Annotated in this window: 14 protein-coding genes; 11 read left to right on the forward strand and 3 right to left on the reverse strand. The window is 60.0% G+C overall.

The annotated features are described in order from the left end of the window. Positions 1-102: 102 nt before the first annotated feature. The 7 genes from Q1A44_RS11155 to Q1A44_RS11185 all read left to right on the forward strand — a co-directional run bounded on the left by Q1A44_RS11155 (position 103) and on the right by Q1A44_RS11185 (position 9,038). A complete protein-coding gene (locus Q1A44_RS11155) occupies positions 103-1,680 on the forward strand; it encodes an ABC transporter substrate-binding protein (RefSeq protein WP_299624531.1) in 1,578 nt (525 codons plus the stop codon). 102 nt (positions 1,681-1,782) lie between these two features. After that, entirely contained in the window at positions 1,783-3,342 is a 1,560-nt protein-coding gene (locus tag Q1A44_RS11160; protein WP_299624534.1) for an ABC transporter substrate-binding protein, read from the forward strand. A gap of 1,075 nt (positions 3,343-4,417) precedes the next feature. Continuing rightward, positions 4,418-5,398: an ABC transporter permease gene (locus tag Q1A44_RS11165; protein ID WP_299624537.1), complete on the forward strand. Its 981-nt coding sequence runs from the start codon at positions 4,418-4,420 to the stop codon at positions 5,396-5,398. Between the two features lies 1 nt (position 5,399). Then, positions 5,400-6,353, forward strand: a complete 954-nt coding sequence (locus Q1A44_RS11170) for an ABC transporter permease (protein WP_299624540.1) — start codon at positions 5,400-5,402, stop codon at positions 6,351-6,353. Beyond that, complete coding sequence (locus Q1A44_RS11175; protein WP_299624543.1) at positions 6,353-7,099, forward strand: hypothetical protein; 747 nt, start codon at positions 6,353-6,355, stop codon at positions 7,097-7,099. The genes Q1A44_RS11170 and Q1A44_RS11175 overlap by 1 nt, the downstream gene beginning before the upstream one ends. After that, positions 7,096-8,076, forward strand: coding sequence for an ABC transporter ATP-binding protein (locus tag Q1A44_RS11180; protein WP_299624546.1), 981 nt, complete (start codon positions 7,096-7,098; stop codon positions 8,074-8,076). The genes Q1A44_RS11175 and Q1A44_RS11180 overlap by 4 nt, the downstream gene beginning before the upstream one ends. Next, the gene (locus tag Q1A44_RS11185; RefSeq protein WP_299624549.1) at positions 8,076-9,038 is read left to right on the forward strand and encodes an oligopeptide/dipeptide ABC transporter ATP-binding protein; all 963 of its coding nucleotides are present in this window, start codon (positions 8,076-8,078) and stop codon (positions 9,036-9,038) included. Before Q1A44_RS11180 ends, Q1A44_RS11185 begins: the two co-directional genes overlap by 1 nt. Before the next feature lie 3 nt (positions 9,039-9,041). On the opposite strand, the gene Q1A44_RS11190 is transcribed toward Q1A44_RS11185, so the two are convergent. The 3 genes from Q1A44_RS11190 to Q1A44_RS11200 all read right to left on the reverse strand — a co-directional run bounded on the left by Q1A44_RS11190 (position 9,042) and on the right by Q1A44_RS11200 (position 11,369). Then, positions 9,042-10,136 carry a patatin-like phospholipase family protein gene (locus Q1A44_RS11190; RefSeq protein ID WP_299624552.1) on the reverse strand — a complete coding sequence of 365 codons (1,095 nt, stop codon included), beginning with the start codon at positions 10,134-10,136 and terminating at the stop codon, positions 9,042-9,044. A 145-nt stretch (positions 10,137-10,281) separates the two neighbouring features. Further along, the gene (locus Q1A44_RS11195) at positions 10,282-11,079 is read right to left on the reverse strand and encodes an N-acyl homoserine lactonase family protein (protein ID WP_299624555.1); all 798 of its coding nucleotides are present in this window, start codon (positions 11,077-11,079) and stop codon (positions 10,282-10,284) included. Then, entirely contained in the window at positions 11,076-11,369 is a 294-nt protein-coding gene (locus tag Q1A44_RS11200) for a putative quinol monooxygenase (RefSeq protein WP_299624558.1), read from the reverse strand. The genes Q1A44_RS11195 and Q1A44_RS11200 overlap by 4 nt, the downstream gene beginning before the upstream one ends. A 135-nt stretch (positions 11,370-11,504) precedes the next feature. Here Q1A44_RS11200 and Q1A44_RS11205 point away from each other — a divergent pair, with 135 nt between their 5' ends. Genes Q1A44_RS11205 through Q1A44_RS11220 form a run of 4 tightly spaced genes read left to right on the forward strand, consistent with a single transcriptional unit; the run spans position 11,505 to position 15,557 of the window. Further along, on the forward strand, positions 11,505-12,587 hold the full coding sequence (locus Q1A44_RS11205) for an isocitrate/isopropylmalate family dehydrogenase (protein WP_299624561.1): 1,083 nt from the start codon (positions 11,505-11,507) through the stop codon (positions 12,585-12,587). After that, positions 12,584-13,600, forward strand: a complete 1,017-nt coding sequence (locus Q1A44_RS11210) for a Gfo/Idh/MocA family oxidoreductase (RefSeq protein WP_299624565.1) — start codon at positions 12,584-12,586, stop codon at positions 13,598-13,600. Before Q1A44_RS11205 ends, Q1A44_RS11210 begins: the two co-directional genes overlap by 4 nt. Further along, positions 13,600-14,265 (forward strand): GntR family transcriptional regulator, encoded by a 666-nt coding sequence (locus Q1A44_RS11215; protein WP_299624568.1) that lies wholly within the window; start codon positions 13,600-13,602, stop codon positions 14,263-14,265. The genes Q1A44_RS11210 and Q1A44_RS11215 overlap by 1 nt, the downstream gene beginning before the upstream one ends. 41 nt (positions 14,266-14,306) lie before the next feature. Continuing rightward, a complete protein-coding gene (locus Q1A44_RS11220; protein ID WP_299624571.1) occupies positions 14,307-15,557 on the forward strand; it encodes an FAD-dependent oxidoreductase in 1,251 nt (416 codons plus the stop codon).

Here is a 15,557-nt window from a genome sequence, read left to right on the forward strand (position 1 = left end):
TGCGTCCCGTCAAAATCGTATCAGGTCGAAGCCTGCAACCTGCTTGCCAATCGTCGCAGAGTGACCAACACTCTCCTCAGAAAAACAATGGGGAGACGACCTATGAAATTCACGACACTCCTGTCGGCGGCTGTATTGCTGTCCAGCACGGCCCTTGTCAGCGCCGAGACGCTGAAATGGGCGCGCGCGGGCGACTCGCTCACGCTTGACCCACATGCCCAGAACGAAGGGCCCACCAGCACGCTGGCACACCAGATCATGGAACCGCTGGTCATGCGTGACCATTCGGGCGCGATTGTGCCTGCGTTGGCCACTGAATGGGCGCCATCGACGGACAACCCGAATATCTGGACATTCACACTGCGCGAAGGCGTGACGTATCATGACGGCGCGGCCTTTACCGCCGAAGATGTGGTGTTCTCGCTCAACCGTGCGATGACGCCAGACAGTGACTACAAAGAGCTGTTGGCCTCGGTCAAAGAGGTCCGTGCTGTGGGCGACTACACCATCGAGATCGAGACCGATGGCCCCAACCCGATCATGCCCAATAACCTGACCAACATGTTCATCATGGACAAGGACTGGGCCGAAGCCAATGGTGCTGTCAAAGTGCAGGACTATGAGGGTGGCGAAGACACATTTGCGGCCAAGAATGCCAATGGCACCGGTGCTTACCGCCTTGTAAGCCGCGAGCCTGACGTGCGCACCGTGCTTGAGGCCTATGACGGCTATTGGGGTGCGGATGAGTTCCCACTGCAAGTAACCCGCATCGAATACACCCCGATCCAGAACCCCGCAACGCGGGTCGCAGCCCTGCTTTCAGGTGAGGTGGACTTTATTCAGGATGTGCCGGTCCAGGATTTGGCCCGTGTGGCAGGCACTGATGGTCTGGACGTGCGGACCACGGCCCAGAACCGGGTGATTTTCTTCGGTCTGAACGCCGGCGACTCGGATCTGGCCAATGACAATGTCGAGGGGGCCAACCCTCTGGCCGATGTGCGTGTGCGCAAGGCGATGTCCATGGCGATCAACCGCGATGCGATCCAACAGGTCGTGATGCGTGGCCAGTCTGATCCGGCGGGCATGATTGCCCCGCCATTCGTGAACGGTTGGGATGCGGACATGGACGCCTCGTCGGTGACTGACATTGAAGGGGCCAAGGCGCTGATGGCCGAGGCCGGTTACAGCGACGGTTTTGCAATCCAGCTTGATTGCCCCAACGACCGTTACATCAACGACGAAGGCATCTGCCAGGCAGCCGTTGGCATGCTGGCGCAGATCGGGATCACCGTGAACCTCGATGCCAAGCCCAAGGCACAGCACTTCCCACTGCTCAGCAATCTGGAAACGGATTTCTACATGCTGGGCTGGGGCGTTCCAACTTACGACAGCGAGTACATCTTTAACTTCCTCGTGCACGGTCGCGACGACAAATACGGCTCGTGGAACGCGACGCGCTACAACAACGATGCGCTGAACGAAAAGATCGTGAGCCTTGCGTCCAACACCGACCTTGAAGCCCGCAACGCGGATATCGCTGCGATCTGGGAAGTGGTGCAGGACGAAGCCATCTACATCCCGCTGCACCACCAGGTGCTGAACTGGGGGATGAAGGCGTCGGTCGGCACCGTGGTCGAGCCCGAGGATTCGCCCAAGATCAAGTACTTTGAAATGAACTAAACGTGATGGGGGCCGCGCGGCGGTCCCCATTTACCCCCGTATGCGCGCCGGGGCGTTCTTCTTACCATTCACACATATCGAAACTGCTCAAGGACCGCTCTCATGATACGCGCCTTTCTGCTGGCCAGCACCGTTTTGGCTGCCCCTGCCTTTGCCGAAACCTTCAAATGGGCGGAAACAACCGACCCTCAGACGATGGATCCGCATGCGGTGAACTCGGCCCCCGTTCTGGGCTTTCTCAACAACGTCTACGAGGGGCTGGTACGCCGCGGCAAGGATATGGCGATTGAGCCTGCGCTGGCGACCGGATGGGAGCCCATCGGCGCCGGTGAAGGTTGGCGGTTCACACTTCGCCAGGGCGTGACGTTCCATGATGGCAGCGCTTTTGATGCCGCCGATGTTCTCTTTTCTTACCAGCGGGCCAGCGACGAGGCGTCCGACACGCGCAGCTGGTTTGCACCCGTCTCTGATGTGGTGGTTGTGGACGATTACACCGTCGACATCATGACAACCGCACCTAATCCGATCTTTCCCGACAGCATCGCCAACTGGATGATGATGGACAGCGGCTGGGCCGAGGCCAATGGCGCCGCCCTTCCCGACAAAGAGGCGGGCAACTACGCCACTTTGAACACCAATGGCACAGGCGCGTTTCGCGTCACCACGCGCGAGCCTGGGTTGCGCACCGTGCTTGAACCTTTTGACGGCTGGTGGGACACAGCCGAGCATAACATCACCAGCGCTGAACTGACGCCGATCCAGAACCCTGCGACGGCTGTGGCGGCGCTGCTGTCGGGCGACGTCGACCTGATCAACCCCGTCCCGATCCAGGACGCCGCCCGCTTGTCCGGCAACGGTGAGGTCAAGGTGATCCAAGGGATCGAGGCGCGGGTTATCATGCTGGGCTTCCCACATGAGGCGGACGCGCTGAAATACTCGGCCGAAACCACCGACGCCAACCCATTTGCGGATGTGCGCGTACGTCAGGCCGTGGCTCATGCGGTCAACGTGCCCGCAATCCTGCAAACGATTATGCGGGGCAATGCGGAACCCGCCAGCCAATTGGTCAGCCCCGCAATGCGCGGCTATTCTACGGCGCTTGCCGATCGTCCTGCATTTGACCCCGATGCGGCTCGCGCGCTCTTGGCCGAAGCAGGCTATGCCGACGGGTTTTCCTTTGGCCTCAAGTGCCCCAACGACCGCTACCTGAATGACGAGGCCGTGTGCCAGGCCGTCACCGGCATGTTGGCCCAAGTGGGGATCACGGCAGTGCTGGATGCGATGCCGGTCCAGAACTACTGGCCCGAACTGCGCGCCGACAACTACGACATGTACCTTCTGGGCTGGTCGCCCGGCACGTTTGACGCCGAGCACCCCATCCGCTTCCTCGCATCGACGCCAAACGAAGAGAAAAAGCTGGGCTCGTGGAATTTTGGCGGATTTTCGAACGCGCGGGTGGACGAATTGCTACCGTTGATCCAGTCCGAGATTGAGGACAGCACGCGTCAGGCCATGCTCGATGAGGTGACGCAGATCCTGCAAGATGAAGTGGCTTATGTGCCGCTTTATGTCCAGCCGCTGGTCTGGGGCGCCAAGGCGAATGTCGAGCTGACGCAACGGCCAGACAACTTCTTTATCCTGCGCTGGGTGACCGTCAACTGAGGGACCAACTTGCGGAATGAAACGGAACAGGCCAGTGCGTGGCATTGGCCTGTTTTTTGGGACAAGCCCGGATGGATCGATCGCCTGACACGAACCCATCTTGGCACCTGAATAACCCAAGCCGGGCTATCGCTGAAACGGGAGGAGGCGAACTGACACTCTTTCTGCTGCGCTTTTTGCCAGCCACACACATCTTACAGTTTAGATGTTTGCTCCAGCAGCCACATCGCCACCCCGAGGGGCGGGCCAGCGATGGCCCAGAGCCTTCGGCATGAGACCGGGCTGACCAGCGCTCTGCTCGATTGACCTTAGAGGCTGGACAGCAGAATTCAAAACCCCGTATTAGCCGTTTCGCGCGCGCCGCGCTGGCGCATGCAAGCCCTGAGCCATTCTTGTAAAGTTTTGCGCATTGCACCAAAGTCTGCTTCCGAGAGTGACAGCCTAACGGGTCGGTGGCAGGGAGCAAACATAGTGTCTAGCTGGAAGCGATTGTCCAATATGCGGAAAGCGAGGCGGACGGTTGTCGTAGGCGTTTTGGCAATTTGTTCGTGTGTGATTTGGTACGATGACATTCTCCAATGGCCTAGAGGCAGAGGCCCCATATTCCTCGCCATTTGCTTTATAGGTTTTCCGCTACAAGCATTATTCTTCAGTTTTAAATGGTACAACGAGCGCAAGGACCAGACGTAAACCTAGTACACTCTACTTTCTTTCCACCCCAATTGGCAAAGCTACCTTTAGCGGAGTCAGTTCGAAGGTTGGCTCTCTCCGCCCTGCTGACATTTACCTTACCCTAACAAACCTCACCGCACGCCCGATTTACGCATCACATTTGCCACCAAGGTGTAAACGCCGGTTTAAAGGGGTTGCACAGGTGGCACACAAACGTTGGCATCCGCTTTTGGCAGTTAAACAGGAGTTCACGCGCAAGCAGTCGATCCTGCGTCTTTTGCGCCGCTAACTGTTACGCCTGCGGTGCTGCGGGAAGGGGCTTGGCCGCCCGCCCCGCGGCGTATGATGGGCGCAGGCGCGCTTTCCGCTTGACCCCACTCGGCCAACGTTATCTGCTCGAGTGATGCTGGCATACATCATTCAACGCGTTGCCCAATCCGCCCTTGTCCTGTTGGTCGTGGGGCTTGTGGCATTCTCCATGTTCCGCTTTGTGGGTGACCCCATCGACAACATGCTGGGCCAGGAACGGACCCAAGCAGACATTGAGCGGCTGCGCGTCGTGCTGGGCCTCGATCAGCCCTTTGTTGTGCAGTATTACAAGTTCCTCAACGGCGCGGTCCAAGGCAATTTTGGCGTCAGCTACCGCCAGGGCCGTCCCGTCTCCGACATCTTGATGGAGCGGGCACCCGCCACGCTGGAACTGGCCGCCGTCAGCGGATTCCTCGCGATTTCCATCGGAATAGGCTTGGGCGTATTCACAGCCATCCGGCGCAACGGATTTGCCGCTAATGCGATCATGTCTGTGTCCCTCATCGGGGTTTCGCTGCCCACCTTTCTCATCGGGATATTGCTCATATACCTCTTCTCGGTGGAGCTTGGGTGGCTGCCCAGTTTCGGGAGGGGGGAAACCGTCAACATTGGCGGCTGGTCCACCGGTTTCCTGACGGAGACCGGGCTTAAGGCGCTGATCTTGCCATCCATTACCCTCGGCCTCTACCAGATGACGCTGATCATGCGGCTGGTTCGCTCGGAGATGCTGGAGGTCCTGCGACAGGACTATATACGTTTTGCCCGCGCCCGCGGCCTGCGCGAGCGGGCCGTCAATTTCCGTCATGCGCTGAAAAACACGCTGGTGCCGGTGATCACGGTCACGGGGCTCCAACTCGGCTCCATCATCGCCTTTGCCATCATCACCGAGACGGTCTTTCAATGGCCGGGCGTGGGGCTCCTCTTTATCAACGCGATCCAGTTCGTGGACATCCCAGTCATGGCCGCCTACCTCATGTTGATCTCGGTCATGTTTGTGGGCATCAACCTGATCGTGGACCTGTTGTATTTCGCCATCGACCCGCGCCTGCGCGTGGACCGGACCGGAGGGCACTAAGATGGTTGATACCCCTCTGCACGACGTTCCGGTCAAGGACCCGTCCCGCCTGTCGCTCGCTCTGCAAAGCGACTTCTTCTACCAGTTCAAACGCTCGCCCGTGGCGGTGGTCAGCTTTGCGGTCACCATGATCCTCGTACTCGGCGCAGTCTTTGCCCCGCTCATCGCGCCCTATGATCCGTTCGACCCCGCCTCGCTGAACCTGATGAACGGGTTTTCCGCCCCCATGACGCCCAACGCCTTCACGGGCGAGACATTCTGGCTGGGCACTGACGATCAAGGCCGCGACGTGTTTTCCACGATCCTTTACGGCATGCGGATTTCGCTTTTTGTAGGCGCTGCCGCCGTGGCCTTTGCCATGGTCCTCGGCATCACGCTGGGCCTGCTGGCAGGCTATGTCGGCGGCTGGACCGAGACGATCATCATGCGCGTGGCGGACGTGCAGCTGACCTTTCCCGCGATCCTGGTGGCGATGCTGATTTTTGGCGTGGCCAAGGGGGTGACGCCCGTCGAATACCGCGACCAGATGGCGATCTGGGTCCTGATCATCGCCATTGGCCTTTCGGACTGGGTGCAGTTTGCACGGGTCGTGCGTGGGGCCACGTTGGTCGAGAAGAACAAAGAATACGTGCAAGCCGCCCGCCTGATCGGCCGCACCAGCCCCGCCATCATGCTGCGCCACATCCTGCCCAATGTGCTGTCACCGGTGCTGGTCATCGCCACGATTTCGCTGGCGCTGGCCATCATCGCCGAGGCGACGCTAAGCTTTCTCGGCGTCGGCGCCCCCCCAACGCAACCAAGCCTCGGTACCCTGATCCGCATCGGCCAAGGCTTCCTCTTCTCCGGCGAATGGTGGATTTTGCTTTTCCCCGCCGTGACGCTGCTGGCATTGGCGCTGAGCGTGAACCTGCTGGGCGACTGGCTGCGTGATGCGTTAAACCCGAGGCTGCGGTGATGGAAAAATACCTCGCCGGGTTTGGGTTTTTTGTACTGCTCATCGTTATAGCCGAGCATCTTGGTGTTGGCACATGGCTCGAGGAGAACCAAACCCCCATCACCTCGTCCACCACCGTTGCCTGGGTGACGAGTTTGTCGACTGCCGTACTCGCCGTCCTGACATTTTTCCTGGCAAAGGCAACAACAAATATGGCGGCAGCCTCTTCTTCGCCACAAGTTGTCGCATCCATTGAGGTGAACCAGTGGTCCGTCATTCACTTTGACTTAGTTGTGGAAAATACCGGGAATGCGCCGGCTTTTGACATCAAGGTGGATTTTGCCAACCCGCCAAAACTGTCCAAAGCAAAGGGAGAAGTTCCCTTCCCCTTTTCGAGGATCAGCCTTCTGAGACCCGGACAGAACGTCACAAGCTACCTTGCCGATTTTCAAAATCTCAAAGATGAAAGCTACATTGTAAACGTCTCTTGGAAGGCCAAACCTGACGCGCCCACCCGCGATAGCCTGAGCTATCAACTAGACATGAACTCCGTAGATGGCGTCAGTTTCCTTGGAAAGCCATCTGCCTTGATCCAGGTCGCTGAAGAGCTGAAAAAGATCAGAGATGATTGGAAACCCGTCGCAAGCGGAAACAGACGGCTGGATGTGGATGTTTATTCTCAGCAAGACCGCGACACAAAGAAAGCCGAATTGGATGCCTGGCGCGACGAAATGCAGAAAAAACGACGCGAAACACAACCAAAATGACCACTCCCATCCTCTCCATCCGCGACCTCACAGTCGACATCCCCACGCGGCACGGCATCCTGCGGCCCGTCAGTGGGGTCTCTTACGACATCGCGGCGGGCGAAATCCTGGGCGTTGTTGGGGAATCTGGGGCTGGCAAGTCCATGGCGGGCAATGCTGTCATTGGCCTTTTGAACCCGCCTGCGCATATCTCTGCTGGCGAAATCCACCTGAACGGCAAGCGCATCGACCACCTGCAAAGGGACCAGATGCGCCGCCTTCGGGGCAAAGAGATCGGGATGGTTTTCCAAGACCCCCTGACCTCCCTCAACCCGCTCCTCAAGATCGGCGACCAATTGACCGAAACCATGCTGGCCCATCTCGACATCACGGCCCAAGAGGCCCGCAAGCGCGCCATTGCCGCCCTCGAAGAGGTTGGCATTCCCGGCGCCGCAGAACGGGTCGACAGCTATCCCCACGAATTCTCTGGCGGGATGCGCCAGAGGGTCGTCATAGCCCTCGCCCTGTGCGCCGAACCCAGTCTCGTCATTGCCGATGAGCCCACTACGGCCCTTGATGTGTCGGTGCAGGCCCAGATCATTGCGCTCCTGAAAAAGCTTTGCCGCGAGCGTGGTACCGCCGTCATGCTGATCACCCATGACATGGGGGTGATTGCCGAGGCCGCCGACCGCGTGGCGGTCATGTATGCGGGCAAGCTGGTCGAACTTGGCCCGGTGCGCGATGTGCTGACGACCCCGTTGCACCCCTATACGGACGGGCTGATGGGCTCGACCCCGCTGGCCTCGCGCGGCAAGGATCGGCTGCACCAGATCCCGGGTGCGATGCCCCGCCTTGACGCGCTGCCGCAAGGTTGCGCGTTCCATCCGCGTTGCCCCAAGGCGCAGGACCAGTGTCGCCATGACCCCGCGCCCCGGATCGAAGACGGGGCCGGGCGGGCCGCCTGTTTCTTCCCGCTTGCCCGCGAGGAAGTCGCCTGATGAGCCTCGTTTCCATCCGCAGCCTCACCCGCATCTTCGACGTCTCCAAGCCCTGGCTGAACCGGCTGATCGAACGCAAACCCAAAGCGCTGTTGACGGCTGTGTCCGACGTGAGTTTCGAGATCGAGGAAAAGACCGTCTATGCCCTCGTGGGGGAATCCGGCTCGGGGAAATCGACCATCGGCAAGATGTTGGTGGGCTTGCTTGGCCCGTCCTCTGGTGCTGTCGAAATTCGCGGTGTTGATCTGGCACGGGAGACTGACGCGCAAAAAGTCGATGACGTGCGTGCCGATATTCAGATGATCTTTCAGGACCCTTTTGCTTCTCTAAACCCGCGCTGGCGGGTGCGGGATATAATCGCAGAGCCTGTCGCGGCACGTGGTGGAGAGACTGGCGGACTGGCCGAAAAACTGTTGGAGCAGGTGGGGCTGTCAGCCCGCGATGCCGGCAAATTCCCGCACGAGTTTTCGGGCGGCCAGCGTCAGCGGATTTGCATCGCTCGCGCACTGGCGTCCGAGCCCAAGCTGATCGTCTGCGACGAGCCCACCAGCGCGCTGGACGTGTCTGTGCAGGCGCAGGTTCTGAACCTGATGAGCGATCTCAAGGATGAGTTTGGGCTCACCTATCTTTTTATCAGTCACGACCTGACCGTCGTGCAGCACATGGCCGACCGCATTGGCGTGCTCTATCTCGGTCGGTTGGTCGAAGAAGCGTCACCTGACGCCCTATTTGACGATCCCAAACATCCCTATACTCAGATGTTGCTGGCGGCCGCCCCACAATTGGGTGCCTTTGGCCGCGATGTGCCGCCCCCCACCGGCGAGATCCCTGATCCGATCAATCCGCCGCCCGGCTGCGCCTATAATCCGCGCTGTCCACTGGCGACAGATCTGTGTCGGACAGAGCGGCCAGAGTTGCGCGAGGTGCGTGACGCACGTGTGGCCTGCCATTTTGCCGAGTAGAGCCTAGCCGTTCCGGGACTTCAGCTCGACCGTATTGGTCCGGTGCGGCGCGCCAAATTCGCCGAAGAGGTCGCGCAGGTCCAAAGTGCTTTCCTGTTCGATCTTGTCGAAATTTGCGGTCAACCAGCGGGTCGCATGTTCGCGCCCAAGATCGCGCAGATGCTCCAAGAATGCCCATTCTGAGTTCACCTTGGACGAGGCATCCAGCGCCAGCATGTCGTCGCAGCCGTCGATCATGTGCATGTTCATCACGCGGTAATCCTGATCCGACAGCGCGCCATCCTCGATCAGACGGTGGATCAGGTCAATGGTGCGCAAATCGCGGAACAACGACGCGTTGAACGTGATCTCGCCCAGCCGGTTCTGGATATCGCGTGCCGTCTTTGGCGTGCCGGGCCGTTCCAGCGGGTTGATCTGTACAATCACGATATCCGACGAAGGCGAGTGGTCGATGAACGGGAATAGCACTGGATTGCCCATGTATCCGCCATCCCAATAGGGCACACCATCAATCTCGACCGCTTTGAAGAGGCTTGGCAAGCAGGCCGAGGCCATGACCACATCAAGCGTGATCTCTTCGCGGTGAAACACCCGGGCACGGCCGGTTTCGACATTGGTGGCAGAAACATAAAGGCCCAGATCTGTGCAATGCTGCACTTTGGCAAAGTCGATATACTCCTCAACCACATCGCGCAGCGGGTTGAGCCCCAACGGGTTGAGATCATAGGGCGAGGCCATGCGGCTCATCAGGTCCATCATCGCGTAGCCCGGTGAGTTGTCCAGCGACCAGGAGCCAAAGAGCACATCCAGTGGCGTGCGTTTGATGGGGCTGGCCTGGCCTGCGCGACTGACGGCGCGCCAGAAGGTTTCAAGCGCGTCTCGTGCCCCCTCCGCCCCGCCGTCATACATTCCTTGGGCGGCAACCACCGCATTCATCGCGCCCGCTGACGTGCCGCTGATTGCCTCGATCCACAGGTTGTCCGCCTCGAACATCCGATCCAATACACCCCAAGTGAACGCCCCGTGCGAGCCGCCCCCCTGCAGGGCCAGGTTCACAGACTTTTCATGGCGCGCGGCGCGACCTTCATCCTTGGACATGTCTCGGCCTCCTCATGGGTATGCTCTGATTTACAGTTGGGGCGGATCGCGCTTGGTGCAAGGTGCCATCCCTGCAGGCAAGCGGTTTCGCCCCGTCAAAACACATTGGTGCCCGGGGCGCCACCCATCTGCCTTAAAACTGAACTTACATCGGGATGTCGCGGACGGGGCCAGTGTGGAGGCGAAAAACATGGTCGGCCATCGTGCTGTCGAAATAGTGCCGCACCAAGGGATCATGGCCCGGAACGACCAGTTTGGGCGAGCTGGCGAGGCGACGCAGCGTGCCAAAACCGTCCAGCATGTCTTGCATGTCCACCACGATGGGAAAGGGCTTTTGCGCGACGAAGTTCTCATAGAAATGCGCCGCGTCGGACGCCAGCACCATCCACCCGGCCAGTGTCCGAACCCGCACGGCCTGCAAACCGCGACTGTGCCCGCCGATGCAATGCACAGTGACACCGTCGGCAACCTCGGCATCCCCATCGTGGAAAATGACCTTGCCGGAATAAAGCCGCTTGATCGCTTCGCAGACATGACCCGCTGTAAAGGGCATCCGCAGCGTATCGTGGCACATGCAGGGGCCGGTGGCATAGGCCATCTCGGCCGCTTGCAGGTGTAATTTGGCATTCGGAAAGAGGTGCAGACCGCCCGCGTGATCATAGTGCAGATGCGTCACAATGATCTCTGTCACCTCCTCGGGTGCCAGATCAAAGGGCTTTAGCGCCTCGACCGGGTCACGCCGAATGGGCCTGCCCCGCGAGCTGGCCTCTACACCGTCATAGCCGGTATCGACGAGGATCACACGACCCTCCCCGCGGATCAGCCACATGAAATAGTCCATGGCGTGCGGTACGTCATGGTTGTCGTCAAAGATAAAGCTGTCCGCCCGGATCCGCGCGTCTCGGTCCGCGTATTTTATCGCATAGACTTCCCAATCGCTCATCTGTCGATCCGCTCAAAGGTGATCAGGGTCTTGTCCGCCACCAGATCTTTCACCTTGGGACCGGTCGCCAAGTAATGCGGCATCTGCTGATGCGCCTCAAAGGCGGCCAGATCGTCGTAGACTTCATAGAGGAATACGGTGTTGGGCTGGCTGGGGTCGGTGCAGACGTCGAATTGTTGGCAGCCCGGCTCGTCTCGCAGCGAGGACCGCGCATTGTTCAGGATATGGGTCATAAAGTCGTCCATCTTACCCGGATGAATGGCAAAGGTTACAGTCACGGCATAGGGCATCTTGGTGGTCTCCTTTGGCCCATGCTCAAGCGTACTTGCACGGGGAATTTACAAGTGCATTTTTTAACGTATACATTAAATCATACGTTAGGCGAGTCGTTTTGACATATCCTACGACCAAAGGAAGATCAGACCATGCCAAACTCATTCGATATCGCAGTCTTTCAAGGGGACGGCATTGGCCCCGAGATCATGGCACCCACCCTCGCAATACTCAGCGATCTGGCGGTAGGCGGCGGCTATAGCCTGAACTTCATCGACGCTCCGGCCGGGGCCGCGCATTATGCGCAGACAGGCGACAGCTTTCCGAGCGCCTCGATGGAGGCGGCGCGGCAAGCCGATGCCATCCTGCTGTCAGCCATGGGGCTACCGGATGTGCGATACCCTGATGGCACGGAAATCTCGCCCCAGATTGATCTGCGCAAGGCGCTAACCCTCTTTGCCGGGGTGCGCCCCGTAACCGTCCGTCCCGGCCAGCCGACACCGCTGGCTTTGAGAGGGGGGCAAAGCATCGACTTTGTCCTCATCCGCGAAAGCACGGAGGGACTATTTTATACTCAAGGGCGTGGCGAGGTTGAGGCCGATGAAGCCCGCGAGACCCTGCGCATCACCCGCGCCATTTCCGAGCCGCTGTTCCGCTTTGCCTTTGAGCTGGCCAAATCGCGCAAGGCCGCCGGGCGTGGGCCGGGCAAGGTCACATGCGTCGACAAGGCCAACGTCTTCCGCGCCTTTGCTTTTTTCCGCGAGATGTTCGATGCCGAGGCGGCCAAACACCCCGAGCTTTCGGCCAACCACACTTATGTCGACGCCACCGCCCTATGGATGGTGGAAAAGCCATGGGAATTTGATGTGATGGTGACCGAGAACATGTTTGGCGACATCCTGTCCGATCTGGGCGCGGGCCTGATGGGAGGCCTTGGCCTCGCGCCCTCTGCCGATATTGGGCATGACCACGCGGTCTTCCAACCTTGTCATGGCTCAGCCCCTGACATTGCGGGCCAAGGCGTTGCAAACCCGATGGCCATGATCCTGTCGGCCGCGATGATGCTGGATTGGCTCGGGCAGCGCCATGACTTTGCCCCGATGCAGGCCGATGGGGATCGGTTGCGCGCCGCGGTTGATGCAGTGGTGGCCGAAGGTGCAATTTTGACCCGCGATCTGGGCGGCCAAGCGGGCACCGCAGAGGTCGCGGATGCGATCCGGGCGGACCTCAAATGACAGTCCGCGTGGCATGCCTGGGTGCGGGATACTTCAGCCAGTTCCACTATGGCAGCTGGGCCCGCATGGATGGCGTCACGCTCGTCGGATCCTGTGACAGCGATCTGGGCCGGGCAGAGGCCACCGGCCTGCCCGCCTTTGCGACGCTGGAGGCGATGCTGGACGCCACCACGCCGGACCTCTTGGACATCATCCTGCCGCCACCCGCCCATGCACAGGCCATTCGCACAGCGCTGCGCGCGGGCATTCGCTGGATCATCTGCCAAAAACCGTTCTGCCTCGACCTCGCCGAAGCGCGGCAGATCGTGACAGAGGCCGAGGCCGCAGGGGCAACCCTGATCGTGCATGAGAATTTTCGCTTTCAGCCCTGGTACCGTGCGATCAAATCCGAACTGGAAGCAGGCCGTATTGGTGACGTCCTGAACGCGACCTTTCGCCTGCGCCCCGGCGATGGCCAAGGGCCCGATGCCTACCTTGATCGGCAGCCGTATTTTCAGAAAATGCCCCGTTTTCTCATTCACGAAACGGCCGTGCATTGGGTGGATACGTTCCGCTATCTCTTTGGCCCTGCACATGCCGTCTATGCCGATCTGCGGCGGATCAATCCCACCATCGCAGGCGAGGACGCAGGCCATGTGATCTTTGATCATGGGCCGGTACGCGCGCTGTTTGACGGGAATCGACATCTCGATCATGTGGCGGACAATTTGAGGCGCACCATGGGCGAGGCGCAGATCGAGGGGACTGTCGGCGTTTTGACCCTTTTGGGTGACGGGTCAGTGACGCGCCGAAGCTTTGGCGCGGCCGATGCCGTTGATGTCATGCCCCCTGACACATGGAAAGGCTTTGGCGGCGACTGCGTGCATGCACTGCAGTCTCATGTGATCCGCGCGATGACCGATGACACCGCGCTGGAAAATACCGCGCGCGATTACCTGGATGTGATCCGCGTCAGGGACGCCATCTATGCCTCGGACCACGCGGGCCGCAAAATTCAGTTGGAGGACATGTGATGCAAGACACCAGATCCAACTCGGAACGGGCCACAACCGAGTTGCGCGAGATGATCTTTTCCGGTGCTCTGCCCCCCGGCTCGGATCACCTTGAGACGGAACTGGCCGAAAAGCTGGGCATGTCCCGCACACCTGTGCGCGAGGCGGCATTGACCCTGCGCGCCCAGGGGCTGGTCGAGCTGCGCCCGCGCCGCGGCCTGCGGATCAATCCGGTCTCAGCCAAGGACATGGCAGACATCTATGACATTCTGACCGAGCTTGAGAGCCTCGCCGCCGCACGCGCCGCCGAGGCCCGCTATTCCCGCGCAGACCTTGCGACGTTGGCCACCGCCATTGGCGACATGACCGAGGCACTGGCCCAGGATGATCTGCGGGCCTGGGCCAATGCCGATGACCGATTTCACCGGGAATTGGTACGTTTGGGTGGAAATGCGCGGCTGTCTATGATCGTGTCGGTGATGCGCGACCAGGTGCGCCGGGCGCGCGCCACCACCCTTTTCATCCGGCCCAAGCCCACCCAATCCAACGACGACCACCGCGCTGTCTATCAGGCCATTGCGGAGGGCGATCCCAAGACCGCCCACGACATCCATCACGCCCATCGGCTGCACGCGCGCGATATGCTGGTCAGCCTCTTGGAAAAGCATCAGTTTCACGGGCTTTAACAAGCCTTGCGCGATGACCGCAAATGGCGTTGGCTGCGCGCATGACAGATAAACATATTCTTGTGGCGGGTGCCGGCATTGTAGGCATCTCTTGTGCGATCTGGCTGCAACGGGCGGGCTATCACGTCACGGTCGTGGACCGTGCGGGGCCCGCGTCGGGCACCAGCCACGGCAATGCCGGTGTTTTGGCCGCTGGGGCCGTGGTGCCGGTCACTGTTCCGGGGCTGATGCGCAAAGCGCCGGGGATGCTGATGGACCGCGATGCGCCGCTGTTTCTGCGCTGGTCTTACTTGCCCAAGCTGTTGCCCTTTTTGACCCGCTACATGGGCTATGCGACTGACGCCCATGTGGATCACTATGCGCAGGCCATGAGTACGCTCTTGCTCGATTCAGCAGCCCAGCATCGCGCTTTGGCCGCAGGCACGCCTGCCGAGCGGTTCGTGTCGGATGAGGACTATTGCTTTGGCTACGCCAAGCGTGCCGATTTTGACGCCGATCGTTATGGCTGGGGCAAACGTGATGCGGTTGGCGTGCGTTATGAGGTGGTCAGCGGGGCGGAATATGCCGCATTTGATCCGATCTATGGCAAGGCCTTCGAGACGGTCGTGCGCTGCAAGGATCATGGCCGGATCAGCGACCCTGGCGCTTACGTCAAGGCGCTGTCGGATCATTTTGTGGAACAGGGCGGAACGTTGCACATCGCAGCCATTACCGATCTGCAAATGAAAGACGGCCAGATCGCGGCCCTTGAAACTACCGATGGGCCGATGCGCGCGGATCACATCGTCTTTGCCCTTGGTCCCTGGTCCAAGAAAATTGCCCATAAGTTGGGCGTCAAAGTTCCGCTGGAAAGCGAGCGGGGCTATCACATCGAGTTGGTGAACCCCTCCGCCACGCCGCGCGCGGCGATGATGGTGGCGGCCGGCAAATTCGTGATCACCCCGATGGAGGGGCGGATCAGAGCCGCGGGTGTAGTGGAGTTCGGCGGGCTGGAGAACGGGCCAAGTGCTGCCCCTTTTGCATTGCTGAAACGGCAGGTCGCGGCCCTCTTGCCAAACGTTACCTATGACAGCGTGAACGAGTGGATGGGCCACCGTCCGGCTCCGGCTGACAGTCTGCCGGTGATCGGGGCGAATGATACCTCCGGCCTCAGTTACAGCGCCTTTGGCCATCAACACGTTGGCTTGACAGGTGGCCCCAAAACAGGTCGTCTGATCGCGGACCTCATATCGGGGGCGCAGCCGAATATCGACTTAACCCCTTTTGATCCTTCAAAACACCAAGCCCGTTAA

Source organism: uncultured Tateyamaria sp., assembly GCF_947503705.1.
Taxonomy (GTDB): domain Bacteria; phylum Pseudomonadota; class Alphaproteobacteria; order Rhodobacterales; family Rhodobacteraceae; genus Tateyamaria.